Source organism: Streptomyces sp. NPDC029169 (assembly GCF_055563935.1).
The window spans coordinates 49,139-75,670 of the sequence record NZ_JBVHXA010000020.1 but is presented as its reverse complement, the minus strand read 5'-3'; the positions used below and the strand labels follow the sequence as shown (position 1 = coordinate 75,670).

The following is a 26,532-nucleotide window of genomic DNA, read 5'->3' as shown; positions in this document are numbered from 1 at the left end:
CCGCTCGTCACGACCGCACCTCGGCCATGTCCAGGTCAGTGGCCGGACAGGCGGAAGTCGTAGTAGCGCTCGCCCGCGACCAGAACCGAGGTCACGTGGACCGGAAGCCCTTGCGCGGTGCGTGGCACCTCTTGGCTGGTCTGCCGGGTGAAGCCGAGGGAGACACCGGGAACGAAGGGGTACTCGGCCTCGGACGTGTCGACGGTCCAGCCCCGCTCGGCCGCCCGCCGGAACAGGTCCTCGGCGGGGGTGGCGAAGACGTCGTCGTCGTCGAGCAGGACCCGCACGTCCGCCTCCCGACCCTCACCCGGCCACCACAATTCGACTGCGGTGACCGCCTCGCCGGACTCCTCCAGCAGGATGTTGACGCGCACATTGCCACAGGAGGTGTAGATCGTCCTCTCGTCGTCGTCCTGCTCGACTTCGTACGGTCCCCACGGGGACACCGCCGCGACCGCTTCGTCGAGGGACATTCCCAGCCGCACGGGGCCGACGCCGCGGGGCGGGTCCAGAACAACGTCCACAGGTGCTCCTTCTGCGCTCTACTTGAGAATGTCGTAGTCGATCGTCCAGCCGCGCTTCGTGAGCATCTTCTGGAACTTCCGGTTCTTTTCCAGACTGGCGATCATGTCGGCGATGTGCGTGTCGTACTTCGTGCCGAACTTGCGTCGGCATTCGTCGATGTCCATCTTCATCGCCAGGTCCCACCGCCCCGCGTCGATCAACGCTCGCTGATCGGCGCGCCATTTGATGGACTTGTGGCTCGATCCGGTGCTCGTCATCTTACGGTGATCGTCGTACTCCATCCTGATGGCCGGGCCCATTCCCGCGCCGCCACCGTCCGCGTTCGTCCGGAATCCGGGCTCGTCCAGATGGGCGTAGGCATTCTTCGCCGGGATGTGGTTGATCTCCATGTCGACGTCCGTGCGCCGGTTGCCGTCGTCGTCCTTGAGGTTGGCGGGCGTCATCCCGCTGTACCAGCCACCCGACTCGGTGCAGCCCTTGGCGATCTTCAGACCCTCGGGGTCCATCCAGGCGTGGGGGTTGGTCACATAGGCGACCGGGTTCGGCGCGGCTGCGAGCCCGAGCGGGTCGGGGCTGACATACCGCGCGGTGGTGGGGTCGTAGTGGCGGAAACAGTTGTAGTAGAGCCCCGTCTCCGGGTCGTCGTACTGGCCCGGGAACCGCAACGGTGTGTACGCCACGGCGTCCCGGTTCCACAGCGTGCTGCCCCACACGGTGGTTCGGGCATGCCATCCGACGTGGCCCTGCTCGTCGACGAGTTCGCTCGGGGCGCCGATCAGGTCGGTGACGATCGCGAAGAACCGGGAGTCCGTCTCCGCGCCCTCCCCGGGAACGCCGTCCCCACCGGATCGGCGCTCTCGCTGAGCCAGCGGCACGCGCCCGTCGTAGTCCCAGGTGAGCGTGGTGTTGTTCGCCGTGTCGGTCTGCTCGACGAGTCGGGTTCCGTCCCAGCTGAAGAGCACGGAGTGGAGCACGGTGCTGCCGTCCTCGGACATGCGGTGCTTGGCGGTACGCCTGCCGAGCGGATCGTAGGTGTACCGCCACAGTGCCCCGTCGGGGGTACGGCAGGCGACCAGCCGGCTCTCCGCGTCCCAGGTGTAGAGCCAGGTGTCGGGCTTGCGCGACAGACGGGTTCGCCGGCGCAGCACCGTACGGCCCGCGACGTCGTACTCGCAGCGCACCTTGCCGGCGGTCAGCAACCGCGTGCCCTCGAAGGCACGCGCGCCCCGGGCACCGGTCCGGCGAGCAGCGTCGGGCCACGTGCCCTCGGTCTGGTTGCCTGCCGCGTCGTACGCGTAGCTCTCGGTCCAGTTGTCCGCCGTCACCCGAACCGGGCGTCCCACCGTGTCGAGTTCGAAGTGCGTACTCGTCTGCCTGACCTCGTCGGTGATCCGCTCAAGAAGGCCGTCCGCGCGGTATCCGAAGGAACGCGCGCGCACGGTCCGCCCGGGCGTGGAGAGCACGTGCGAGGCCAGCCGCCCGGAGGCGTCCCAGGCCGAGGTGAGCGTCAGCGCGGGGGCGTGCCGGCCGATCGTGCGGGTCAGTTCCCGGCCACAGGGATCATGGGTGAACGCCAGGGTGTGGCTGCCGCCGCGCAGCGCGGTGCGATTGCCCACGGCGTCGTAGACGGAGTCCGACACCGCTCCCGAGGGAGTCGTCCGCCGAACGGTACGACCTGCGGCGTCGTACTCGAACCGGATGGTCCGGCCGTCGACGGTTTCCGCCACGACGCGGCCCAGCGCGTCCCGTTCCCACACCACCGTCGAAGTGGGCGAGGCTGCACTCAGCGGTTCGCCGTCGGCGTCATATGTGTAGCGCGTGATCCGGCCGGCCACGTCCTTGGAGACGACCCGGCCGCACACGTCGTACGCGGTGCGGATCTCGTCGCCCAGCGGCGTCGTGTGCCGCACGAGGCGGCCGGCCGCGTCGTACGCGTAGGTGGAAGTGCGGCCGTCGAAGTCGGTCTCGGAAACGGTGTTGCCGGCCGCATCGTAGACGTACGTCCAGGTGAGGCCCTGAGGGTTGCGCACCTCGGTGAGCCTCAACTCCGTGTCGTACGCGAACTCGTAGCGTGCTCCGTCCGCTCCGGTGCGAGCGGAGAGACGGTCGAAGTGGGTGTACTCGAACCGCGTCGTGTCACCACGGGGGTCGGTGTGCGAGAGGCAGTTGCCCTCCGCGTCCCAGGTCCAGGACTCCTCCGTGCCGTCGGGGTGGACTCGGCGGGAGAGCCAGCCCTCGGCCCGCCACTCCATGAGGGTGACGGCCCCGCTCGCGTCGGTCGTGCGCACGGGGTGGCCGAAGGCGTCCCGTACGACCGACGAGCGCTGTCCGAGCGGGTCGGTGACCGCGAGAGCGACGCCGACACCGTCGTGCTCGATACGCCGGACCGCGCCGGTGGGGTCCGTCTCCTCGACGACGGCACCCCGGACGTCGAGCCGGTAGGAGGAGGTGGTGCCGTCGGGGGCCGTGAGGGAGACGCGGTTGCCACGTCCGTCGTACCGCTGCCGCCATACCGCGCCGTTGGGTCGGGTTATCTCTTCGGGCAGGTCGAAGTCGTTGTACACGGTGGAGACGACGGTGCCGTCAGGGCGTCGGACAGACGTGAGGTTCCCGTGCTCGTCCCAGGTGAACTCGGCGACGTTGCCCAGCTCGTCGGTCCGGGAGAGCAGGTTGTCGTACTGGTCCCACTCGCGCAGGACGGTGTTCCCCAGGGGATCGGTCTCCGTGATCACCTGGCCGGCCGTGTTGAGCCGGGAGACGGTGACCGCGCCGGTGGAGTCGGTGAAGCGGGTGATGCGCTGGACGTCGTCGTAGGAGAAGCGGGAGGACAGCGCGCCGCCGGGACCGACGGTCTGCACGACACGACCGGCCGTGTCGTAGAGGTACTGGTAGGTGTGGCCGTTGCGGTCGGTCCACGACGTCACGCGCTGCTCGTCGTCGTAGGTGAACAGCAGCGGATCCCCGGAGAAGTTCCGTACCGCTTCCAGCCGTCCCTGATCGTCGTATCCGAACGCGGCGACCTCGACCGGCCCGTCCGGCGTGTGCAGGGCCAGACCGGTGATCCGCCCCAGTGAGGCATCCGACGACACGGCGAGCCGGTATCCGCCCTCGTGCGCCACCATCGACGGCAGCCCGTTCTCGGTACGCCCTATTCGGAAGGCGTTGCCGTTGCGGTCCTCCACCTCGGACAGCCAGTACAGGCCACCCCCCTTGTAGGGGTTGCCGGTGAACCGCCGTGAGAGGCCCGAATGCCGGTCCAGGGCTTCATACGTGACATCACCCAGCGCCGTACGTTCGACAAAGGCGAGCGGTATCCGATCCCCCTCCAGGGGGAGGACCTCCTCGCCCTCCTCTGCCGGCAGGTGGGGGTAGAAGAGGACCGAGCCGTCCTCGCGGGCCCAGGCCGCGCCCGTGCCGGTCGGCTCCAGGCGTTCGTCCAGGGTGGAGGTCCAGCTGGCACCGAAGCAGTGCCCGAACCGGTAACTCGAGATGTGCGTGCGCTGAAGCACCAGCGGCAGCACACCCGGGAGCGAGACGTCGGTCTGGGTGAGAACCATCTCGCCGGACGCGACGTCCACGGGGTCGGTCTTGCACCGCCGTTTGAACAGCGAAGCCGCGAGTTCGCGGGCCCGTTCCCCCGCCTCCCGCAGCGACTTCGGGCGGCGGCGCCCCTCCCCGGACCTTCCCTTCAGGCCGTCGAGGCCGCCGTCGCCCTTGCCGTCCTTCGCCGAGATGGCCTTGACGCGGTCGCGGACGTCGCCGTCGGTGTCCTTGTGCGTCCTGGAACTCTTCCTGATCGCGTCCGGGACCTTCTTGCCGACGTGGTCGCCCAGGTCCTTGAGTGCCTTGGTGAGTTTCTCGGTGACGCCTTCGATGGTGGTGTCCAGCACGGCGGTCAGGGAGTCCTTGCCCTTGGCGCGACCGTGGTGGCTCTTGGCCTTGCCGAGCTTGCTGCCCGCCCGGGTGTTCATGGAGATCTGCACGTTGGCCAGATGCATCCCGGCCTTGCCGTGCGCGTCGTGGTCGATCTCCGGACCGCCGCCGGGGCGGGGGCCGCCCGGCCCTCCCGCGGAGTTGATCTGCAGGCCGTCCTTGCCCGCCTGCACCGTCTGGTCGGTGTTGTAGCCGTCCTGCACTCCTGCCGCGTTCAGCGCGGTCTGGATGGCGAGGTCGGCCACGATGTTCTCGATCGCGGCGACCGCGGGCTCGGTGAGCGTCGCGACGATCTCCGCGACGGCCATCTCCGCCATCTCCTTGAGAATCTTCTTGAACGCGATCCTGGTGGCGACGATCTTCGCGCCTGCGAGGAGGGTCGACAGACCGGCCGTCACTGGTGCGAAGGCGAGCGTGATACCCACCGTGGCGCACAGGTCGGCCAGTTCACCGACCGCGGCGATCTTCCGGGCGACGATGATGTCCGCCACACGGTCGAGAGCGCCGGCGACGGTCCGGGCGGCTTTGGCAAGGTCCTTGTGCTTGCCCTGCACCTTGGACCAGTGGTCGTCCAGCGCGGTCAGCGACTCGCTCTGCCCGCTGGAGAGCAGCTTCTGGATGTGTCCGTAGGCAGTCCCCGCGTCGTCGTCCGCGTCCTCCGCGAATTCCCGCAACGAGTCCGCCATGTCGCGGTAGGCGTCCTCGTCCACATTCGGCCAGCCGACACCGACGACATCGAGCATCGTGTCGACGCCCTCGGGAATCGTGTACCCCACGACGCAACAGCCCCCGTCCCCACCTGCAAGCAGAAAATCCGATGATCACTCTTGCATGTGACGCCCCGTCGGGACCAACCGGTTCCCGGACCGGCGGAATCCAGGCCTGCGGGCGATGGCGGTCGGCGAACTCCCCTGGCTGCCGACGAGATCGGCAGGAAACACGGGGGTGCCGTGGTGTTCTCGCCGCAGCGCTCGCTCGGGCGTGATGCGTGCCGCCCGAATGCGGCGATCCGCGCCCTTCCCTTCCCTGCGCCGCCGCCTCTTCGAGCGGCTCGTGGCTGCCTCCGGGCTCCCGCCGATCCGGCTGCACGATCTGCGACACGGGGCGGCCACGCTCATGCTGGCCGCCGACATCGACATCAAGATCGTGTCCGACAGGCTCGGACACGGCGACACCCGGATCACGCGCGACATCTACAAGAGCGTGCTTCCCCATGTCGGCAAGAGCGCCGCCGAGGCCACCGCCAAGCTGGTCCCTCTCCGGCGGAAAGCCGAGGCAGAAGAGGCCGCGCGCAAGGCAGCCAAGAAGCCCAAGGCCCAGGTCGAGGCCAGGGCCAAGGTCAAGAAGAAGAGCGTGCGGAAGAAGCCACGGAAGTAGGGCTGGGAACCGCTTCGCTGACGCGGCAGCGAATCCGCCCAGGCTCGCGTCACTCGGCGGCGCTTCGCCCCTAAACGGCTCTGGCACGATGCCTGGTTTCCAAGTGCCGGTTGGGCCGACATGATGGGCTGTCGTGAAGGACTTAGTGATTCCTCTCCTAGTCGCGGTGATCGGGTTGGCTGCAACCGGGCTGGGCGCCATTGTCGGAGCTCGATCAGCCAGGTTCGGCGCTGAGAAGAACGCCGAGACTGTACGGCGACAGGTGCAGGACCAGGGGCCGTGGAGCATGGCCATTGGCTGCGGCAGCAGCGACTCAGTACGTACGAGAGCTTCCTTGAAGCATGGGACGAGTGTCTGCGTATCACTCAAGGATCCGTAGATGCGCCCGGCCCTGACTCTGCTGGCCTCGACGAACTCAGAGCGGCTGCAGGGCGCATGGCGGAGCGTGCACGGCGCATCGCGCTCTTGGGGCCAGAGGAAGTCACGCAAGCGGCTGAGAGCCTGACCGAGGGGATGCAGGAAGATGTCGAGGTTTCCACCCGGTTCATCCAGGCATCCCAAGCCGCGATAGCTGCGGTCGACGGCCGCCCGGTTCGCGCCGAGGCTGTGGCCGAGGCGACGGAGGAGTACAGGCAGCGCAGGGTGCAGCTTGCGGAGCTCATGAATGCTCATCGTGATCAAGGGCGAGATCTACGAGATCTTGATGGTCACCCACTGTTGACGGAAGTGATGCGGAGCATCGAGCAGTTCCGGCAGGTTTCCGGAGAAGCGCAGGGAGCGCTACGGGAGAACGTCGAGCGGCTTTCGGCGACCCTGGGCGAGGCCGAATCACTGTTGGCCGTTCTCACGCGCAACAGGGAAGCCCGGGAACTCAGCCGGGAGCGTTTCACGAGCACGGCACGGCAGGCGTTGGGCACGCCGCCTATGCCCACGCAGCACTAAGCAGGGCCGGATGGCCAAGCGGAAGAAACCCACCGAGTAGAACGCTTCCGCCATCCGCTCACGCATAGCTCACGCAGGGGGTCTCGGGCCCCAGCAGACGTACGCGCCGACCGGCCCTGGAAATAGCAAAACCCCCAGGTCACGGCGAGTGAGTCCTGAGGGTTCTACAGAGCCGCCTTCGGGATTCGAACCCGAGACCTACGCATTACGAGTGCGTTGCTCTGGCCAACTGAGCTAAGGCGGCATGCCGTGCGTTCCCATGGTGGGTGCAGCGGCCTCGCCAAGTCTACACAGTTTCCGGGGGTGCTCCTGACCACCCTCCGCGTGGCCCACGACACCTCTCACGTGCAGCGCTTGCCGTCCTTCGGGACCGTGCCCTCCAGGAGGTAGGCGTTGATCGCGGTGTCGATGCAGTCGCTGCCGCGGCCGTACGCCGTGTGGCCGTCGCCCTCGTAGGTCAGCAGTGAGCCGGAGGCGAGCTGGCCGGCGAGGGACTGGGCCCACTTGTAGGGGGTCGCCGGGTCGCGGGTGGTGCCGACGACGACGATCGGGGCGGCGCCCTCGGCGGTGATGCGGTGGGGGCGGCCGGTCGGGGGGACGGGCCAGTAGGAGCAGTTCAGGGCGGCCCAGGCGAGGCCCTCGCCGAAGACGGGGGACGCCTTCTGGAAGGACGGAACCGCCTTCTCGACGTCCTCCGGGCCGGTGAAGGCCGCCGGGAGGTCCAGGCAGTTCACGGCGGCGTTGGCGAACATCAGGTTCGCGTACGTGCCGTCCGGCTCGCGCTCGTAGTAGCTGTCCGCCAGAGCGAGCAGGCCCGAACCCTCGCCACCCATCGCCCTCGTCAGCGCCTCGCGCAGCTGCGGCCAGGCGCCCTCGTCGTACATCGCCGCGATCACGCCGGTCGTGGCCAGGGACTCCCCGAGCTGCCGGCTCTCGCCGGTCGGCACCGGTTCGGCGTCGAGCGCGCGGAAGAAGCCCTTCAGGGTGCCGGCGGCCGCGGTGACGGACTCCGTGCCGAGCGGGCAGTCGGGCTTCCGGATGCAGTCGGCGGCGAAGGCCCGGAAGGCCGTCTCGAAGCCGGCGGTCTGGTCGCGGTTGAGGTCGATCGCGGGCAGCGAGGGGTCCATCGCGCCGTCCAGGACCAGCCGTCCGACGCGGCCGGGGAACAGCTCCGCGTAGGTGGCGCCGAGGAAGGTGCCGTACGAGGCGCCGACGTAGGTGAGCTTCTCGTCGCCGAGCACGGCCCGCAGGATGTCCATGTCCCGTGCCGTCTCGACCGTGGAGACATGCGGCAGGACCGCGCCCGAGCGCTTCTCGCACCCCGCCGCGAACCCCTTGAGGGACGCGGTCAGTGCGGTGGTCTCGGCGCCGCTGTCGGGTGTCTGGTCGATCTGCGTGTACGAGTCCATCTGCGGGCCCGTCAGGCACTCGACGGGCTCGCTGCGGGCCACGCCACGTGGGTCGACGGCGACCATGTCGTAGCGGGCACGGACCTGGTCGGGGTAGCCGATGCCCGCGTACCCCTGGAGGTAGCCGACGGCGGAGCCGCCGGGTCCGCCGGGGTTGACCACGAGCGAGCCGAGGCGCTTGCCGGGGCCGGTGGCCGCGGCCCGCGAGACGGCCAGCTTCACCTCGCCTGCCGCCGGCTTGGCGTAGTCCAGCGGGGCACGGAGCGTCGCGCACTGGAACGCCGGCACACCGCAGTCGCGCCACGTCAGCTTCTGCCCGTAGAAGCTCGCCAGGGCCGGATCGGGCGTGGCGGATGTCTTCGCCGCGGGCGCCGGACCCGCGGGCGCGGCGGCGTCGCTTCCGCCCGTGCAGCCGGAGAGGATCAGCCCGGCGGCCGCGAGAGCCGTGGCGGACATACGGAGCAAACGCCTGGAGTCCATTCCCGGAGGGTATCCGTACGAGTACGGACCGTGTCCAATCCCGCCCGCTCAGTCGCGGAGGGCCATCGTCATCGCCTCCACCGCGAGCAGCGGGGCCACGTTCCGGTCCAGTGCCTCGCGGCAGGCGAGCACCGCCTCGATCCGGCGCAGGGTCCGCTCGGGAGCGGTGTCCCGGGCGATCCGCTCCACCGCGTCCCGTACGTCCTCGTTGGCGAGCGGGGTCCGGGCCCGCAGCTGGAGGGTCAGCACGTCGCGGTAGAAACCGGTGAGGTCGGTGAGCGCGAGGTCCAGGCTGTCGCGCTGCGTACGGGTCTTGCGCCGCTTCTGCCGCTCCTCCAGCTCCTTCATCGCGCCGGCCGTGCCGCGCGGCATCCGCGCGCCCTGGCCTCCGCCGAGCGCGGCCTTCAGCTCCTCGGTCTCCTTGGTGTCGATCTCCTCGGCGACCTCCTTGGCGTCCTCGCCGGCCGCGTCGATCAGCTCCTGGGCCGCCTTGAGGCAGCCGCCGATGTCCGCGACCCGCTGCGGCAGCTTCAGGACGACGGCCCGGCGGGCCCGGGTGCGCTCGTCGGTGGCCAGCCGGCGGGCGCGGTCGATGTGGCCCTGGGTGGCGCGGGCGGCGGCCGCGGCGACCTGGGGGTCGATGCCGTCCCGGCGTACGAGCACGTCGGCGACGGCGTCCACCGGGGGCGTGCGGAGGGTCAGGTGGCGGCAGCGCGAGCGGATGGTCGGCAGCACGTCCTCCAGGGAGGGCGCGCAGAGCAGCCAGACGGTCCGGGGCGCCGGCTCCTCGACCGCCTTCAGGAGCACGTTGCCCGCGCCCTCGGTGAGGCGGTCGGCGTCCTCCAGGACGATCACCTGCCAGCGACCGCCTGCGGGCGAGAGCTGGGCGCGCCGTACGAGGTCACGGGTCTCCTTCACACCGATGGAGAGCAGGTCCGTGCGGATGACCTCCACGTCGGCGTGCGTCCCGATGAGCGCGGTGTGGCAGCCGTCGCAGAACCCGCACCCCGGCGCTCCGCCGAGCGCCCGGTCCGGGCTCACGCACTGCAGCGCGGCGGCGAAGGCCCGCGCCGCGGTCGCCCGCCCGGACCCCGGGGGACCGGTGAAGAGCCAGGCGTGGGTCATCTTGGACGCCTCGGGGACGGGCGCGCCGGCGGCATGGGCGGTCACGAACGCGTCGGCGTCCCGCGCGGCGGCGGCCAACTGCTCCTCGACCCGCGCCTGCCCGACCAGGTCGTCCCATACGGCCATGTGCCCTCCTCAGGTACGCCCCCCATTGTGGGGCACCCCTCTGACACTCCAGCCCGAACGGGACAGGGCCGGGCCCGCCGGGGCGGGGAGGGGCAGACCGGGACCGGCGGGGTCGGCGCCCACCAGCCAGTCGGCGACTCCGGGGAAGCCAGCCGCAGTGTCCGGCCGCGCGGCCCACATCCGGCCCCGGCCCTCCCCGCCCCCGTCAGCGGCGGCGGCCTCGGGCGTCGTCCTCGTCGTCGTGGGGGCCGAGCAGTTCGTCCGCCAGGGTCGGGAGGTCGTCGAGCGGGGTCTCCTCCGCCCAGTCGGAGCGGCGCCGCGGGCGGCCCTGGTCGTCGACCTGGGGCAGCTCGCGCGTCTGGTCGTCGGCTCCGGCGGCGGGCTGCTCGTCGCGGAAGATGCCCGGCGGAACCCGGTCAGCCGGGTCCGTGTCCCGTACGGGAGGCAGCACGGCCGTCTCGTCGGCCGCCCGGACCGGGGGCAGCACCGCCGTCTCGTCGGCGGACGGCACCGCGCGCAGTACCGTCGTCTCCTCCTCGGTCCGGGGGGGCTCCGGCTTCACGATCGGCGTCGGGACCGTGATCTCGTTCGGCGACACCACCGGCACGGTCTGCGTCACGTCGTCGGGCCGCGTGTCCGGGCGCGAGTCAGGCCGGGTGTCAGGCCGCGTGTCCGGCTGCGGCTCCGGCCGCCTCTCCGGACCCGGCTCCGGCTGCGTGCTCGGCCGCGGGTCGGGCTTCACGACGGGCGTCGCCACCGTGATCTCGTTCGCCGAAGCCTCTGCCGCCGCCTTCGCGGCCGCTGCGGCCTCAGTCGCCTTCGCAGCCTCAGCGGCCTTGGCCGCCTCCGCCTCCTCCGCGGCCTTCGCCGCCGCGGCCTCGGCCAGGCGCCGGGCCTCCTCCGCCCGCAGCAGGGCCTCCTCGGCCTTGCGCTGCTTCTCCAGGCGGCGCTCCTCCGCCTCCGCGCGGAGCCGGGCCTCTTCCTCGGCCTGCTTGCGGCGGCGTTCCTCCTCCTCGCGGCGGGCCTTCTCCTCGGCCTCGCGCCGCTTGCGCTCCTCCTCGGCGGCCAGCCTGGCCTCCTCGGCGCGCCGACGCGCCTCCTCGGCCTGCCGCTCCGCCTCACGGCGCCGCGCCTCTTCCTCCTCCTGGCGCTTGCGCTCCTCCTCCTCGGCACGGAGCTTGGCGAGCTGCGCCTGGCGCTCGCGCTCGAGACGCTCCTCCTCGGCCTTGCGCGCGGCCTCTTCCTCCGCCTTCCGCCGCGCATCCTCCTCGGCCTTCCGCCGCGCCTCCTCCTGGGCCTTCACCTCGGCCTCGGACAGCGGCAGCATCCGGTCGAGCCGGTGGCGTACGACGGTGGCGACGGCCTCCGGGTCCTGGCCGGCGTCGACGACGAGGTAGCGGCCGGGGTCACCGGCGGCGAGCGCGAGGAAACCGGCCCGCACGCGCGCGTGGAACTCCGGCGGCTCGGACTCCAGCCGGTCCGGGGCCTCGGTGAACCGTTCCCGCGCGGTCTCCGGCGAGACGTCGAGGAGCACGGTCAGGTGCGGGACGAGCCCGCCGGTCGCCCAGCGGTTGATGCGGGCGATCTCCGTCGGTGACAGGTCCCGTCCGGCGCCCTGGTAGGCCACGGACGAGTCGATGTACCGGTCGGTGATCACCACCGCGCCCCGCTCCAGGGCCGGGCGCACCAGCGAATCGACGTGCTCGGCGCGGTCGGCGGCGTACAGCAGCGCCTCGGCGCGGTTCGAGAGCCCGGCGCTGGACACGTCGAGCAGGATCGAGCGCAGCCGCTTGCCGATCGGGGTGGCCCCCGGTTCGCGGGTGACGACGACCTCGTGGCCCTTGGCGCGGATCCACTCGGCGAGCGCCTCGACCTGGGTGGACTTGCCCGCGCCGTCGCCGCCCTCCAGGGCGATGAAGAAGCCGGTCGGCGCGGGCGCCTGCACGGGGTCGGCGCCGCGCAGCGCGTCACGCAGGTCACGGCGCAGCGGCACGCCGGCCCGGTCGTCGGTCTTGGCCAGGACGAGGGCGGCGACCGGCAGCAGCAGCGCGCCGACCAGCATCAGCGTGAACGCGGCGCCGCCGTGGGCGAAGACGAAGCTGCCGGAGGCGAGCCGGTACGGCCCGATGGCGGCGGCGAGCAGCGGCGCGCCGAGCGCGCCGACGGCCATGGCGACCCGGGCGACGGCCTGGAGGTGCTCGGTGACCCGGGGGCGCCGGGCCTCCTCGGTCTCCTGGTCGATGAGGGTGTGGCCGGTGTTGGCGGCGACCCCGGCCGCGTACCCGGCCAGTACGGCGATGAGCAGCACCGTGGCCGTGTCCGGCACGAGGCCCATCGCGAGCAGCGCGATCCCGGTGAGGGCGATCGCGAGGGCGAGGAGCCGGCGGCGGGAGAGCACGGTGAGCACGGAGCCGGCGGTCCGGATGCCGACGGCGGTGGCGCCGCTCAGCGCCAGGATCAGCAGCGCGAAGGTGACGGGGCCGCCAGCGAGGTCGTACGCGTGCAGGACGGAGACGGCCGCCGCGGCGGCGATCGCTCCGGCAACGGTCGCGCAAGCGATGACGAGCAATCCGACGGCCCCCGTGCGGCCCTTCTCGGCCGAGGGACGGCGCAGGCCCTCCAGCGGCGAGCGCGGACGGGGCGTCTGTCCGCCGGGCAGCTCGACGAAGTACAGGACGGAGACAGAGGCGGCGAACAGACCGGCGGCGACGTATGAGCCGAGGGCGGCCTGGTGCAGCGTGAACCAGTCGATGCCGGCGCCGAGCAGGTTGCTCAGCAGAGTAGCGGCCAGGAGCACGGCGGCCGCCGTCGGTACGGCCAGGAAGCCCGTACGCAGCGACAGCCGGCGCAGCGCGTCGAGGTGGTCCGGCAGCGGGCGCACGGTGGCGCCCTCCAGCGGCGGCGCGGGCAGCAGCGCGGGGGCCGCGCCCTCCCGGGCGATGGTCGAGAGCCGTTCGGCGGCGCCTGCGACGAAGACGGTGCCGAGCAGGAAGCCCAGGGCCTTGTCCGGGGTCCAGTCGATCCACAGGGGCGCGATCACGAGGAGCGCGATCCGCAGGACGTCGGCCCCGATCATGGTCCAGCGCCGGTCGAGCGGGCCGCTGGGTCCGGTCAGCTTGGTGAGCGGGCCAAGCAGGACGGCGCCGAACAGCACCGAGGCCAGCAGCCGGGCGCCGATCACGGCGGCGACGGCGAACGCGGCGCCCCGGTACCCGCCTCCGAAGGCGTCCTCGGACACGGCGGCCTGGAGCCCGAGCAGCACCAGGACGAGCACGGCGAGGGCGTCACCGGTCCCGCCGACGAACTGCACGCTCCACAGCCGTCGCAACGGCTGATGGCGCAACAACGCCCGTACGGCACGCTCCCGGGAGTCTGCGACAAGCGCGACGTCGGAGTCTGGCTGCTCTGCTCGCCTCATCCGTCCACCCTATCCGGACCCCCTCACTCCCTGTGGCCTCCATCCGAACAAACGTCGGGCGGCCAGGGAACACGTAAGGGGCGGGGTCCCATGGACCCCGCCCCTTACACGTACAACAGGTCGCTACTCCGGCTTCGCCGCCGCGGTCTTCTTCGCCGCCGCGGCCTTGGCCGTCGTCGTCTTCGCGGTCGTCGTCTTCTTCGCGGCCGTCTTCTTGGCCGCCGTCTTCTTCGCCGGTGTGGCCTTCTTGGCGGCCGCCTTCTTCGCGGGCGCCTTCTTGGCCGTCTTCTTCGCCGGCCCCTTGGCGCGCTTCTCGGCGAGCAGCTCGAAGCCGCGCTCCGGCGTGATGTCCTCGACGCTGTCCCCGGTCCGCAGGGTCGCGTTCGTCTCGCCGTCGGTCACGTACGGGCCGAAGCGGCCGTCCTTCACGACCACCGGCTTCTCGCTGACCGGGTCGGTGCCCAGCTCCTTCAGCGGCGGCTTGGCGGCGGCCCGGCCACGCTGCTTGGGCTGCGCGTAGATCGCGAGCGCCTCCTCCAGCGTGATCGTGAAGAGCTGCTCCTCGTCGGTCAGCGACCGCGAGTCCGTGCCCTTCTTCAGGTACGGGCCGTAGCGGCCGTTCTGCGCCGTGATCTCGACGCCCTCCGCGTCCGTGCCCACCACGCGCGGCAGGGACATCAGCTTGAGCGCGTCCTCCAGCGTCACCGTGTCGAGGGACATCGACTTGAAGAGCGAGGCCGTCCGCGGCTTCACCGCGTTCTTTCCCGTCTTCGGGGTGTCCTCGGGCAGGATCTCGGTGACGTACGGGCCGTACCGCCCGTCCCTCGCCACGATCGGGTTGCCGCTGACCGGGTCCACGCCCAGCTCGAAGTCGCCGCTCGGCTTGGCCAGCAGCTCCTCGGCGTACGCGACCGTCAGCTCGTCGGGCGCGATGTCCTCCGGCACGTCCGCCCGCTGGTGGCCCTCGGCGTCCTTCTCGCCCCGCTCGACGTACGGGCCGTAGCGGCCGACGCGCAGCATGATGCCGTCGCCGACCGGGAAGGAGGAGATCTCCCGGGCGTCGATGGCGCCGAGGTCGGTCACCAGCTCCTTCAGACCGCCGAGGTGGTCGCCGTCGCCGTTCCCGGCGTCCGCCGCGCCGCCTTCGCCGAGGCCGCCGCCCTCACCGAAGTAGAAGCGCTTCAGCCACGGCACGGCCTGCGCCTCGCCCCGGGCGATGCGGTCGAGGTCGTCCTCCATCTTGGCGGTGAAGGAGTAGTCGACGAGCCGGCCGAAGTGCTTCTCCAGCAGGTTGACCACGGCGAAGCTCAGGAAGGACGGCACGAGCGCCGTCCCCTTCTTGAAGACGTAGCCGCGGTCGAGGATCGTGCCGATGATCGACGCATACGTCGACGGGCGGCCGATCTCGCGCTCTTCCAGCTCCTTGACCAGCGAGGCCTCGGTGTAGCGGGCCGGCGGCTTGGTCGCGTGGCCGTCGGCGGTGATCTCCTCCGCCGACAGCGCGTCGCCCTCGGCGACCTGCGGCAGCCGGCGCTCGCGGTCGTCCAGCTCGGCGTTCGGGTCGTCGGCCCCTTCCACGTACGCCTTCATGAAGCCGTGGAAGGTGATCGTCTTGCCGGAGGCGCTGAACTCGGCGTCCCGGCCGTCCGCGGAGCGGCCGGCGATCTTCACGGTGACCGAGTTTCCGGTCGCGTCCTTCATCTGGGAGGCGACGGTCCGCTTCCAGATCAGCTCGTAGAGCCGGAACTGGTCGCCGGTCAGACCGGTCTCCGCCGGGGTGCGGAAACGATCACCCGAAGGGCGAATCGCCTCGTGCGCCTCCTGCGCGTTCTTGACCTTGCCCGCGTAGACGCGCGGCTTCTCCGGCAGGTAGTCGGCGCCGTACAGCTGCGTGACCTGCGCCCGCGCCGCCGCGACGGCGGTGTCGGACAGGACCGTCGAGTCCGTACGCATGTACGTGATGAAGCCGTTCTCGTACAGCTTCTGCGCGACCTGCATGGTCGCCTTCGCGCCGAAGCCCAGCTTCCGGCTCGCCTCCTGCTGGAGGGTCGTCGTACGGAACGGGGCGTACGGGGAGCGGCGGTACGGCTTCGACTCGACCGACCGGACGCTGAACGAGGTGTCGGCGAGCGAGGCGGCGAGCGCCCGCGCCTTCTCCTCGTCGAGGTGCAGGATGTTCGCGGTCTTCAGCTGCCCGTCGGCGCCGAAGTCACGGCCCTGGGCGACGCGCTTGCCGTCGACCGTGTTCAGGCGGGCGACCAGCGCCGACGGGTCGGAGGGGTCACCGGCGCGGCCGGTGGAGAAGGTGCCGGTGAGGTCCCAGTACTCGGCGGAGCGGAAGGCGATGCGCTCGCGCTCCCGCTCGACGACGAGGCGGGTGGCGACGGACTGGACGCGGCCGGCGGACAGGCCGCGCATGACCTTCTTCCACAGGACCGGCGAGACCTCGTAGCCATAGAGCCGGTCGAGGATGCGGCGGGTCTCCTGGGCGTCGACCAGCGGCTTGTTCAGCTCGCGCGGGTTGCGGACGGCCTCCTCGATTGCGTCCTTGGTGATCTCGTGGAAGACCATCCGGTGGACGGGAACCTTGGGCTTCAGGACCTCCAGGAGGTGCCACGCGATGGCCTCGCCCTCGCGGTCCTCATCGGTGGCGAGGAAGAGCTCGTCGACCCCGGCCAGCTGCTCCTTGAGCTTCCTGACCTGCGCCTTCTTGTCGGCGTTGACGACGTAGATGGGCTGGAAGTCGTGCTCGACGTCGACGCCGAGCCGGCGCACCTCGCCGGTGTACTTCTCCGGCACCTCGGCGGCGCCGCTGGGGAGGTCGCGGATGTGCCCGACGCTCGCCTCGACGACGTAGCCGGGGCCGAGGTAGCCCTTGATCGTCTTCGCCTTGGCAGGCGACTCGACGATGACGAGTCGGCGGCCGCCCTGTGCGGTCTCGCTGGTCGGGGACAACTTCGCTCTTCTCTCCGGTCGACGCTCGGTGGCACGTACGGCGCTGGCACTCCGCCGGCACGCACGGCGGCGGCACGCATGGTGACGCTGCCGCCGCTGCGGAGTGTGACGGTACAACCCGCCCCCGTGTCAAACGGCAAAAGCCCGCAACGGCCACTCGAACGGTAACCCGACTCCGTGCATTCATGCCGCCCGGACTCCCGGTCCGGTGAGCGGGACCGTGCGGAACGATCTCGTCCGGCCCGATGCAGCGCCCCCGTCACACGCGCCCGAAGCACCACACCCCGAGGAGGAGGAAGACGAGTCCGAAGATCGTCGTCAGCGTGGCGGCCACCGGCGTGCCGACCCCCTGCGCGACCGGCTCGCGATGCGCCACGCGGACCCCCGTCCACAGCAGCAGTGCGGCTCCGAACAGCGCGAATGCCATCCCGGCGAAGATCGCCGGCCCGCTCTCCATGCCCGTACCCCGTTCCCTTCCCACGCCCCCAAGGCCCCCTGGAGGCCGAGGCTGGCACCTCCCGGCGTCCTCGGTACGAATTCCAGGTGAACGCCACGGACGGTCCCGTACGGGTTCACGAATATGGCCGGTAGTGCCCCCTGACCCTGGCCGACTCGTTCGTCACATCACGGCCGAGGCGTGTCGGGGGTCACCCCGTCCCGGCCGGGGGGTGCCGGGGCAGCCGCATCGCGGCCGGGACGTGCCGGGGGCACCGCATCGCGGCCGGGGTGTGTCGGGGCAGCCACATCGCGGCCGGGACGCGCCGGAGTCACCCCTTCGTCGGCGGGAGCAGGAAGCCCTCCTCCACGAGGAGGCGGATGGCCTGCGGGGTGCGGTCGCGCAGCACGACCGGGTCCTCGCCCATCAGCCGGCCGATCGCGTCGAGGATCCGTCCTGCGCTGAGCGTCCCGTCGCAGACGCCCGCGAAGCCGGCCCCGACGTGGTCCACCCTGGTCGCGCGCCGCATGCCGCGGTTCTGCCGCAGCACCACGTGCTCCGGGTCCTCGGCGCCCGGCAGTCCGACCTGCTCCTGCACGACCTCGGGCGCGAGGGTGAAGTGGTCGGCGAGCAGCGACGCGTCGTCGTGCGTCCGCAGATAGTCCTGGCGCTCGAAGTGGGCGCGGACGGTGTCGCCGAGCGGCTGCTCGACGGGGTGCGGCCACTCCTCGATCACGATGGACGGCTCGACCTCGCCGGAGGCCACCGCCGCGCTCTTGCGCAGGGTGATCCAGCCGAACCCGACCGCCTTGGTCCTACGCGCCTCGAACTCGTCGAGCCACGCCCCGTACCGCAGCGCGTACTCCGCCGGGTCCGAGCGGTGGTCGCCGCTGTCGCGCAGCCACAGCTCGGCGTACTGCGTGATGTCCTGGACCTCGCGCTGCACGATCCACGCGTCGCAGCCCTGCGGCACCCAGGAGCCGAGCCGGTCCTGCCACTCCTCGCCCTCGACGTGCTGCCAGTTGGCGAGGAACTGGGCGTATCCGCCGTCGTTGAGCCGCTCCCCGGCCTGCTGCACGAGCGTGCGGCACAGGTCGTCGCCGCCCATCCCGCCGTCGCGGTAGGTGAGCCGGGCGCCGGGGGAGATGACGAACGGCGGGTTGGAGACGATCAGGTCGTACGTGTCGCCGTCGACGGGCTCGAAGAGCGAGCCCTGGAGCAGTTCGGCCTCGCGGGCCCCGGAGAGCGCGAGCGTGAGCCGGGTGAACTCCAGGGCCCGCGGGTTCAGATCGGTCGCGGTGACCAGCGTGGCGTGCTGGGCGGCGTGCAGGGCCTGGATGCCGGAACCGGTGCCGACGTCGAGCGCGGAGGACACCGGCGTACGGACGGTGATGCCGGCGAGCGTGGTCGAGGCGCCGCCGACGCCGAGGACGACCCCTTCGTCCGTGCTGCCGATACCGCCGGCCCCGCCGACCGCGCAGCCCAGGTCGGAGACGATGAACCAGTCCTCACCACTGGGCCCGCCGTACGGCCTGATGTCGACGGTGGCGCGCACCTCGTCGTCGGCGCGCTCCAGCCAGCCGTCCTCCAGGCACTCCTCCAGCGGCAGCGCGGCGGCGGCGCGGGCGGCGGAGACGGGGCGCTGGAGGAGGAAGAGCCGCACGAGGGTCTCCAGCGGAGAGTCCCCCCGGGTGGCGCGCAGCGCGGGCACGGTCTCGCTGCGGGCGAGCGCGGCGTAGGCGGGGGCGCCGAGCAGTTCGAGCACGCCGTCGGCGGTGAAGTCGGCGGCGAGCAGGGCTTCGCGGAGCCGGGCGGCGTGCGCGGGCACAGGGAGGCGGGAGGTCACGCTGGTCGTACTCACCCCACCATTGTGGCGGCCACCACCGACAATGCCTCGTCAGCCCCACGCAAAGGGCCCCGGGCGAGCCGTGCTCACCCGGGGCCCTTCGTACAGCCGACGCCTGTTGCGGGCTACTCCCCGCTCTTGCTCGGGGAACTCGACGGCGTGGAGCCCGCCTTCGGGGAGGCCGTGCCGGTCGGGGGGAGCGACGGGGTCACCTTCTGGCAGCCCGGCTGCTTCGCCATCGCCGTGCCCAGCTCACCGGACTGCAGCTTGGCCAGCGCGTCCTGGTCCATCTTCTCGATCTTCTTCAGGCCGTCGGCGACGTCCTGCAGACCGTCCGCGAACTTCTGCTGGTTGCCCGGGTCGAGCGCGTCGACCTGCTTCTTCAGCCCCTCGTAGGCCACGGCCGTGGCGTTGAGCTCCTTGACCGCGTCCTGCTGGAGCTTCTCGCCGTTGTCGACCGGCGGCGCCCCGGCGCCCTCGATGGCCTTGGCGAGCGCCCGGTCCGCGTCGGCGATGTCCTGGAAAGCCTTCGAGTCGGCGGCCTGGATATCGGCGGGCTTGCCGTCCGCGGCCGTCGAGATGATCAGCTGCTGGGCGTTGGCCCGCTTCTGGATCTGGGGCTTCGCCTGGTCGCAGACCGTCTTGGCCCAGTCGTTCACCTTGTCGCCGTCGTCGCCGCAGCCGGACAGCGTGAGCACCAGTACAGCGGCGCCGGACAGCGCGACAGCAAGCTTCTTGTTCACCGGATCGGTCCCTTCCAAGGCTCTCGGCCCCGGAACATACACGCCGAGCGGGCGCCATCCATCTTTCGTGCGATGGATTCATCCGTTTTTGCAGCCGATTGCACCAAGGGAGACACGCCTCACGCGCCCATGACAACGGGCGGGCAGCATGTCAACACATGCTGCCCGCCCGCTCTCTGACCTGGTGTTACGAAATCACCGGCGCGTCCGGTGAGGCCGCCGTCCGCCGCGCGGCGTTGTCTTCGTCACCCACGTCGTTGCTCGCGTCGTCGCCGACGACCACGGAGCGCCGCTTGGAGACGTAGACCGCGCCGACGATGACGACGATCGCGAGGACCGCGACCAGCGACCGCAGGCCGCTGCTCGCGTCGTCGCCGTAGCTGAACTGCACCACCGCGGGCGCGATCAGCAGGGCGACCAGGTTCATCACCTTCAGCAGCGGGTTGATGGCCGGTCCCGCCGTGTCCTTGAACGGGTCGCCGACGGTGTCGCCGATGACGGTCGCGGCATGCGCCTCGCTGCCCTTGCCGCCGTGGTGGCCGTCCTCGACGAGCTTCTTGGCGTTGTCCCAGGCGCCGCCGGAGTTGGCGAGGAAGACGGCCATCAGCGTGCCCGTGGCGATGGCGCCGGCGAGGTACGAACCGAGCGCGCCGACGCCGAGGGTGAAGCCGACCGCGATCGGCGCCATGACGGCGAGCAGTCCGGGCGTGGCGAGTTCGCGCAGCGCGTCCTTGGTGCAGATGTCGACCACGCGCCCGTACTCTGGCTTCTCGGTGTAGTTCATGATCCCGGGGTGCTCGCGGAACTGCCGCCGCACCTCGTAGACCACGGCGCCGGCCGAGCGCGACACCGCGTTGATCGCGAGCCCCGAGAAGAGGAAGACGACCGCGGCGCCGAGGACCATGCCGAAGAGGTTGTTGGGCTGCGAGATGTTCATCGACAGGTTCATCTCGGTGGCCCTGGCCCCGACGTCGGAGACCGCCGTGGCGATCGCGTCGCGGTACGAGCCGAAGAGCGCCGCCGCCGCCAGGACGGCGGTGGCGATGGCGATGCCCTTGGTGATGGCCTTGGTCGTGTTGCCGACGGCGTCGAGGTCGGTGAGGACCTGCGCGCCTGCACCGTGGACGTCGCCGGACATCTCGGCGATGCCCTGCGCGTTGTCGGAGACCGGGCCGAAGGTGTCCATGGCGACGATCACGCCGACGGTGGTCAGCAGACCGGTGCCGGCCAGGGCGACCGCGAAGAGCGCCAGCATGATCGACGTACCGCCGAGCAGGAACGCCCCGTAGACCCCGAGGCCGATGAGCAGGGCGGTGTAGACGGCGGACTCCATGCCGATGGAGATGCCGGCGAGGACGACGGTGGCGGCGCCGGTGAGCGAGGACTTGCCGATGTCCCTGACCGGGCGCCGGGTCGTCTCGGTGAAGTAGCCGGTGAGCTGCTGGATCAGCGCGGCCAGGACGATGCCGATGGCGACGGCCACCAGGGCGAGGATCCGCGGGTCTCCGGGGTGGTCCTGGATGCCGGGCTCGGTGACGCCCTTGAGGTCGGCGTAGGAGGACGGCAGGTAGACGAAGACGGCGACGGCCACCAGGGCGAGGGAGATCACCGCGGAGATGAAGAAGCCGCGGTTGATCGCGGTCATTCCGCTGCGGTCGGCGCGCCGCGGGGCGACCGCGAAGATGCCGATCATCGCGGTGACCACGCCGATCGCCGGGACGATCAGCGGAAAGGCGAGTCCGAGGTCGCCGAAGGCCGCCTTGCCCAGGATGAGGGCGGCGACGAGCGTGACGGCGTACGACTCGAAGAGGTCGGCGGCCATGCCTGCGCAGTCGCCGACGTTGTCGCCCACGTTGTCGGCGATGGTCGCGGCATTGCGCGGGTCGTCCTCGGGGATGCCCTGCTCGACCTTGCCGACGAGGTCGGCGCCGACGTCGGCGGCCTTGGTGAAGATGCCGCCGCCGACACGCATGAACATGGCGATGAGCGCCGCTCCCAGGCCGAAGCCCTCCAGGACCTTGGGCGCGTCGGCCGCGTAGACGAGGACGACACAGGCGGCACCGAGCAGGCCGAGGCCCACGGTGAACATGCCGACCACTCCGCCGGTACGGAAAGCGATCTTCATCGCCTTGTGCGCGACGGCTGTCAGATCCTTTTCCGGTTCACCCGGCGCCGGGGTCGCCTCGCGGGCGGCCGCGGCCACGCGCACATTCGCCCGTACGGCGAGCCGCATGCCGATGTATCCGGTGGCCGCCGAGAAAAGCGCACCCACCAGGAAGAACAGGGAACGCCCGGCACGCTGCGACCAGTCGTCGGCGGGCAGCAGCATCAGCAGGAAGAACACGACGACGGCGAAGATCCCGAGGGTGCGCAACTGTCGTGCGAGATAGGCGTTGGCGCCTTCCTGCACGGCAGCGGCGATCTTCTTCATCGAGTCGGTGCCCTCGCCTGCGGCGAGCACCTGACGTACCAGCAGCTGGGCGACGAGCAGGGCCGCGAGCGCGACGCCCGCGATGACGATCACGATCATGCGGTTCTCGTTGGTGAGTACCGCTGCGGCGAGAGAAGTGGGGTGTCCGGTCAGTTCTGGGTTGAAGAGCCCCGCCATTCGTCCTCCTTGACGTTGCGAGCTCAAGATGTGGACGGATTCTAGGGAGCGGAACCTGATCAAAACAGGGCGCCGCAATTGGAATTCCCCATTGCCACGATCTTCCAGCCGAAAGCGGTAATGGGCCAAAAGCATTGACGGATGATCGATGATCTAGGGAAATGAAAAGAGGCCCTGCTCGGCAGGGCCTCTTCACGTGCGTCCGGGGTCGGCTTCCGCCGGTCGGTCCGGCGTCGGTCAGGTGAGGTCGATCACCGGAGTCGTCGGCCAGCTCATCCTGATGACCCCGCCTTCCTCACCGGCTCTCACCTCGACGTCGTCGACGAGCCCGCGGATCACCGCGAGACCCATCTCGTCCTCCCCGTCGGCGTCGTCGAACTCCTCGACGGGCGCCTCGCCCCGCGCTCCGGGCACACCGGCGGCATCGGCCGCCGCCACACCCGCGCCCGGCACCTCGTCGCCGACCTCGATGGAGAACGTCTTCTCCTCCTCGGTCAGCACGACCTTGACGGGCGTGGTGACCCCGTTGCTGCGGTGCAGCCCGACGGCACGGGAGCACGCCTCGCCGACGGCGAGCCTGACCTCGTCGAGGACCGCCTCGTCGACCCCGGCCCGGCGCGCCACCGCGGCCGCCACCAGGCGGGCCGTGCGGACGTGCTCGGGCTGGGCGCTGAAGCGGAGTTCAACGGTGGCCATGCGGTCCCCCTAGGAACATCTGGGCGGGCAACTCGGAGGACCGGGCGTGTCCGGCCCGGCTCTCCACTCCTTCTTCCGACGCCGGCCGGCCGTCAGTCGGTGGCGTTGACGGCCTCTTCGACCGTGGTGTGGATGGGGAACACCTTGGTCAGACCGGTGATCCGGAAGATCTTGAGAATGCGCTCCTGGTTGCAGACCAGGCGCAGCGATCCTTCGTGCGCGCGCACGCGCTTCAGGCCGCCCACCAGCACGCCGAGGCCGGTCGAGTCGAGGAAGTCGACGCCCTCCATGTCGACTACCAGGTGGTAGCTGCCGTCGTTCACCAACTCGACCAACTGCTCGCGCAGCTTGGGCGCGGTATACACATCAATCTCGCCACCGACCTCGACGACCGTACGGTCGCCACTCGGGCCGGACACATTGCGAGTCGACAGGGACAGGTCCACGGATCCTCCAGCACCTTGCTATCGAGCGGTCGCCCCTCAAGTCTCCCCGGCGGAGTCGGGGGACGGATCGCCAGCCGCGATGGCATTCAATCACTTACCAGCAGCCATGCACGACGCCTTGGGAGCATTGTCCGTCACTCCAGTGACACACTCGGTGCCGATGGCCAAGAATCACCGCCCCAGTCGTCCAGCCGGGGACACGGGCAACCGCCCCTCCCCCGGCCTGGTCCTCGACCGGCTCTCCTCGGGCGAGAGCCGGGCTGCGCGCATCACTCATACGGAGCACTTGCCCGCCCGGGAGGGCCGCCATGCAGTCTGGCCGCATCGCATCCGGGCGGAAGTGATCAGCGCGATCGAGGCGGCGGGCATCGAGCATCCCTGGGCCCACCAGGCGGAGGCCGCCGAGCACGCCCTGGACGGCGAATCCGTGGTGATCGCGACGGGCACCGCCTCTGGCAAGTCGCTGGCCTATCTCGCCCCGGTCCTGACCACCCTCCTGGACGGCTCCGAGGCCCCCAACGGCCGCGGCACGACGGCGCTGTACCTGGCGCCCACCAAGGCCCTCGCCGCCGACCAGCGCCGCGCGGTCCGTGAACTGGCGGCTCCGCTCGGCAACCGGATCCGGCCCGCGGTCTACGACGGCGACACGCCCGTCGAGGAACGCGAGTGGGTCCGCCAGTACGCGAACTACGTGCTCACCAACCCCGACATGCTGCACCGGGGCATACTCCCCTCCCACCCCAGGTGGTCCTCCTTCCTGCGCTCCCTGCGCTATGTCGTGATCGACGAGTGCCACACCTACCGGGGCGTCTTCGGCTCCCACGTCGCCCAGGTGCTGCGCCGGCTGCGGCGTGTCTGCGCCCGGTACGGCGCGGATCCCGTCTTCCTGCTGGCCTCCGCCACCTCGGCCGAGCCCGCCCTGGCCGCCGGCCGGCTGACCGGCCTGCCGGTCTCGGAGGTCTCCGACGACGCCTCCCCGCGCGGCGAGCTGGTCTTCGCTCTCTGGGAGCCGCCGCTGACCGAGCTCCACGGCGAGCAGGGCGCCCCGGTGCGCCGCACGGCCACCGCAGAGACCGCCGACCTGCTGACCGATCTGACCGTCCAGGGCGTCCGCTCGGTCGCCTTCGTCCGCTCGCGGCGCGGCGCCGAGCTGATCTCGGTCATCGCCCAGGAGCGTCTGGCCGAGGTCGACCGCTCGCTGGCCCGGCGTGTCGCGGCCTACCGGGGCGGCTATCTCCCGGAGGAGCGCCGGGCCCTGGAGCGCGCCCTGCACTCGGGCGAGCTCCTCGGCCTGGCCGCCACGACGGCCCTGGAGCTGGGCGTGGACGTCTCCGGCCTGGACGCCGTGGTGATCGCCGGGTATCCGGGCACCCGGGCGTCCCTGTGGCAGCAGGCGGGCCGCGCCGGGCGGTCCGGCGAGGGCGCCCTGGCGATCCTGGTCGCCCGGGACGACCCGCTGGACACGTTCCTGGTCCACCACCCCGAGGCCCTCTTCCAGCAGCCGGTCGAGTCGACCGTCCTGGACCCCGACAACCCGTACGTCCTCGCCCCCCATCTGTGCGCCGCCGCCGCGGAGCTGCCGCTGACCGACGCCGACCTGGCCCTCTTCGGCCCCGCCGTCCCCGGCCTGCTGCCCCAGCTGGAGGCCGCCGGGCTGCTCCGCCGGCGCTCCACCGGCTGGTACTGGACCCGCCGTGAGCGGGCCGCCGACCTCACCGACATCCGGGGCGGAGGCGGCAGCCCCGTCCAGATCGTGGAGGCCGCCACCGGCCGCCTCCTCGGCACGGTCGACGAGGCCGCCTCCCATACGGCCGTCCACGAGGGCGCGGTCCACCTCCACCAGGGCCGCACGTATCTGGTGAAGACCCTCGACCTGAAGGACTCCGTGGCCCTGGTCGAGGAGGCCAGTCCGCCGTACTCCACCACCGCCCGGGACACCACCTCCATCTCCGTCCTCGAGACCGACACCGAGATCCCCTGGGGAGCCGGCCGCCTCTGCTACGGCTCCGTCGAGGTCACCAACCAGGTCGTCTCCTTCCTGCGCCGTCGTCTGATCACCGGCGAGGTGCTCGGCGAGACCAAGCTCGACCTGCCGCCCCGCACCCTGCGCACCCGGGCCGTGTGGTGGACGGTCACCGAGGACCAGCTGGACGCCGCCCGGATCAACCCGGAGATCCTCGGTGGCGCCCTGCACGCCGCCGAACACGCCTCCATCGGCATGCTGCCGCTCTTCGCCACCTGCGACCGCTGGGACATCGGCGGGGTGTCCGTGCCGCTCCACCCCGACACCCTGCTGCCCACCGTCTTCGTCTACGACGGGCACCCGGGCGGCGCCGGCTTCGCCGAGCGGGCCTTCCATACCGCCCGCGCCTGGCTGACGGCCACCCGGGAGGCGATCGCCTCCTGCGAGTGCGACGCGGGCTGCCCGTCCTGCATCCAGTCCCCCAAGTGCGGCAACGGCAACGACCCGCTGCACAAGCGCGGCGCCGTACGCCTGCTCATGGAACTGCTGCGGGAAGCCCCGGCAGAGCCCGAGGAGGCCCCGCCCGCGCCCTGACCGCCGGCGCGTACGGCCCGGCGCGCACCACGGCCGTCACGTCCGCGACATCGCCCCGCACCGCGCACCGCACCACGGAGGCCCCCTGCGCGCCCGCGACCCGGGCCGCCGCCGCACAGGCGGTCTCCTCGCCCCACAGGGCCCGGTCGGCGGCGGCGAGCGCGGCCAGGTCCGCTGCCCCGCCCGCCCGGTGCCGGGCCGCCACCGCCTGCCCCAGCGCGAGAACCGCACCGAACACCACGCACAGGACACAGGCCGCGAAGGCCGTCCACACCGTCGCCATCCCACGGTCGTCCCGCGCCCCCGCCGTGCCCTTCGCGCCGCCGGTCATGGCGCCGTCACCCCCACCGAGTCCTCCGCGAGCGCCGCCGCGCCGGCGCGCAGCGTGAGCCCCATCCCGCCGGGCCCGGGGGCCGGTGCCTCCACCGTCACCCGCCACAGCTCGCCCGACCGCGCGACCGAGACCCTGGCGCCCTCCGGCGCTGCCGCCCGGGCGGCGGCCTCGGCACCGGACACCGGCTCCGACCGGGCCGCGGCCCGCGCACCGGCCCGCGCCGCGTCCACACACTGGATCTGCGCCGCCGCGGCGGCGAGCGCCCAGACCAGGGCCATGGCGAAGACCACCAGCGTCGGCAGGGCCATCGCCGCCTCCACGGTCACGGCGCCCCGGTCATCAGAACGGCGCATCGAGTGCCTTCCCGATCACCGACTCCAGCGCGCTGGAGACCGAACCGCTGGTCACGATCTTGTACAGCACGGCCGCGAAGCCGGCCGCCGCGATGGTGCCCATGGCGTACTCCGACGTGGTCATCCCCGCATCGCTCCGGGCCGCCCACCGGGCCCGCCACCACGCGCTCATCCTCTTCATGCCAACCCCCATGTGTCGTTGTCGTGTTCGTCTTCGTGTTCG

Annotated in this window: 17 protein-coding genes, 1 tRNA gene and 1 pseudogene; 3 read left to right on the top strand and 16 right to left on the bottom strand. The window is 71.4% G+C overall.

Annotation, left to right across the window (positions count from 1 at the left end; all coding sequences use genetic code 11):
- Positions 1–35: 35 nt before the first annotated feature.
- Complete coding sequence (locus tag ACZ4VI_RS30105) at positions 36–524, bottom strand: hypothetical protein (protein WP_468004304.1); 489 nt, start codon at positions 522–524, stop codon at positions 36–38.
- An 18-nt stretch (positions 525–542) separates the two neighbouring features.
- The gene (locus ACZ4VI_RS30100) at positions 543–5,234 is read right to left on the bottom strand and encodes an RHS repeat-associated core domain-containing protein (RefSeq protein WP_468004302.1); all 4,692 of its coding nucleotides are present in this window, start codon (positions 5,232–5,234) and stop codon (positions 543–545) included.
- Between the two features lie 262 nt (positions 5,235–5,496).
- Here ACZ4VI_RS30100 and ACZ4VI_RS30095 point away from each other — a divergent pair.
- A pseudogene (locus tag ACZ4VI_RS30095) lies at positions 5,497–5,835 on the top strand (tyrosine-type recombinase/integrase); the annotation flags it as partial.
- 279 nt (positions 5,836–6,114) lie between these two features.
- On the top strand, positions 6,115–6,777 hold the full coding sequence (locus tag ACZ4VI_RS30090) for a hypothetical protein (protein WP_468004300.1): 663 nt from the start codon (positions 6,115–6,117) through the stop codon (positions 6,775–6,777).
- A gap of 170 nt (positions 6,778–6,947) precedes the next feature.
- Here ACZ4VI_RS30090 and ACZ4VI_RS30085 read toward each other — a convergent pair.
- From ACZ4VI_RS30085 to ACZ4VI_RS30035, 11 genes are all read right to left on the bottom strand, one after another.
- A tRNA-Thr gene (locus ACZ4VI_RS30085) sits at positions 6,948–7,021 on the bottom strand.
- Positions 7,022–7,118: 97 nt separating this feature from the next.
- Positions 7,119–8,666 (bottom strand): alpha/beta hydrolase, encoded by a 1,548-nt coding sequence (locus ACZ4VI_RS30080; RefSeq protein WP_468004298.1) that lies wholly within the window; start codon positions 8,664–8,666, stop codon positions 7,119–7,121.
- Positions 8,667–8,714: 48 nt separating this feature from the next.
- Complete coding sequence (locus ACZ4VI_RS30075) at positions 8,715–9,917, bottom strand: DNA polymerase III subunit delta' (RefSeq protein WP_468004296.1); 1,203 nt, start codon at positions 9,915–9,917, stop codon at positions 8,715–8,717.
- Positions 9,918–10,122: 205 nt separating this feature from the next.
- Positions 10,123–13,335, bottom strand: coding sequence for a dTMP kinase (gene tmk, locus ACZ4VI_RS30070; protein WP_468004294.1), 3,213 nt, complete (start codon positions 13,333–13,335; stop codon positions 10,123–10,125).
- Between the two features lie 123 nt (positions 13,336–13,458).
- A complete protein-coding gene (gene topA, locus ACZ4VI_RS30065; RefSeq protein WP_468004292.1) occupies positions 13,459–16,290 on the bottom strand; it encodes a type I DNA topoisomerase in 2,832 nt (943 codons plus the stop codon).
- 259 nt (positions 16,291–16,549) lie between these two features.
- A complete protein-coding gene (locus ACZ4VI_RS30060; RefSeq protein ID WP_468004290.1) occupies positions 16,550–16,747 on the bottom strand; it encodes a hypothetical protein in 198 nt (65 codons plus the stop codon).
- Between the two features lie 310 nt (positions 16,748–17,057).
- Positions 17,058–18,587, bottom strand: coding sequence for a DUF7059 domain-containing protein (locus tag ACZ4VI_RS30055; protein WP_468004288.1), 1,530 nt, complete (start codon positions 18,585–18,587; stop codon positions 17,058–17,060).
- A 110-nt stretch (positions 18,588–18,697) separates the two neighbouring features.
- Positions 18,698–19,315 (bottom strand): small secreted protein, encoded by a 618-nt coding sequence (locus tag ACZ4VI_RS30050; protein WP_468004286.1) that lies wholly within the window; start codon positions 19,313–19,315, stop codon positions 18,698–18,700.
- Positions 19,316–19,502: 187 nt separating this feature from the next.
- Positions 19,503–21,923, bottom strand: coding sequence for a sodium-translocating pyrophosphatase (locus ACZ4VI_RS30045; RefSeq protein WP_468004284.1), 2,421 nt, complete (start codon positions 21,921–21,923; stop codon positions 19,503–19,505).
- Between the two features lie 237 nt (positions 21,924–22,160).
- A complete protein-coding gene (locus ACZ4VI_RS30040; protein WP_468004282.1) occupies positions 22,161–22,619 on the bottom strand; it encodes an ATP-binding protein in 459 nt (152 codons plus the stop codon).
- Between the two features lie 92 nt (positions 22,620–22,711).
- Positions 22,712–23,065 (bottom strand): STAS domain-containing protein, encoded by a 354-nt coding sequence (locus ACZ4VI_RS30035; RefSeq protein ID WP_147979000.1) that lies wholly within the window; start codon positions 23,063–23,065, stop codon positions 22,712–22,714.
- A 79-nt stretch (positions 23,066–23,144) separates the two neighbouring features.
- On the opposite strand from ACZ4VI_RS30035, the gene ACZ4VI_RS30030 reads away from it, so the two are divergent.
- A complete protein-coding gene (locus ACZ4VI_RS30030; RefSeq protein ID WP_468004280.1) occupies positions 23,145–25,622 on the top strand; it encodes a DEAD/DEAH box helicase in 2,478 nt (825 codons plus the stop codon).
- Here the strand turns inward: ACZ4VI_RS30030 and ACZ4VI_RS30025 are convergent.
- From ACZ4VI_RS30025 to ACZ4VI_RS30015, 3 genes are read right to left on the bottom strand one after another with little or no spacing between them, the layout of a single operon-like run.
- Complete coding sequence (locus ACZ4VI_RS30025) at positions 25,564–25,953, bottom strand: Rv3654c family TadE-like protein (protein ID WP_468004278.1); 390 nt, start codon at positions 25,951–25,953, stop codon at positions 25,564–25,566. The genes ACZ4VI_RS30030 and ACZ4VI_RS30025 overlap by 59 nt on opposite strands.
- Complete coding sequence (locus ACZ4VI_RS30020; RefSeq protein ID WP_468004276.1) at positions 25,950–26,309, bottom strand: TadE family type IV pilus minor pilin; 360 nt, start codon at positions 26,307–26,309, stop codon at positions 25,950–25,952. Before ACZ4VI_RS30020 ends, ACZ4VI_RS30025 begins: the two co-directional genes overlap by 4 nt.
- On the bottom strand, positions 26,296–26,502 hold the full coding sequence (locus ACZ4VI_RS30015) for a DUF4244 domain-containing protein (RefSeq protein ID WP_468004274.1): 207 nt from the start codon (positions 26,500–26,502) through the stop codon (positions 26,296–26,298). The genes ACZ4VI_RS30020 and ACZ4VI_RS30015 overlap by 14 nt, the downstream gene beginning before the upstream one ends.
- Positions 26,503–26,532 lie beyond the last annotated feature (30 nt).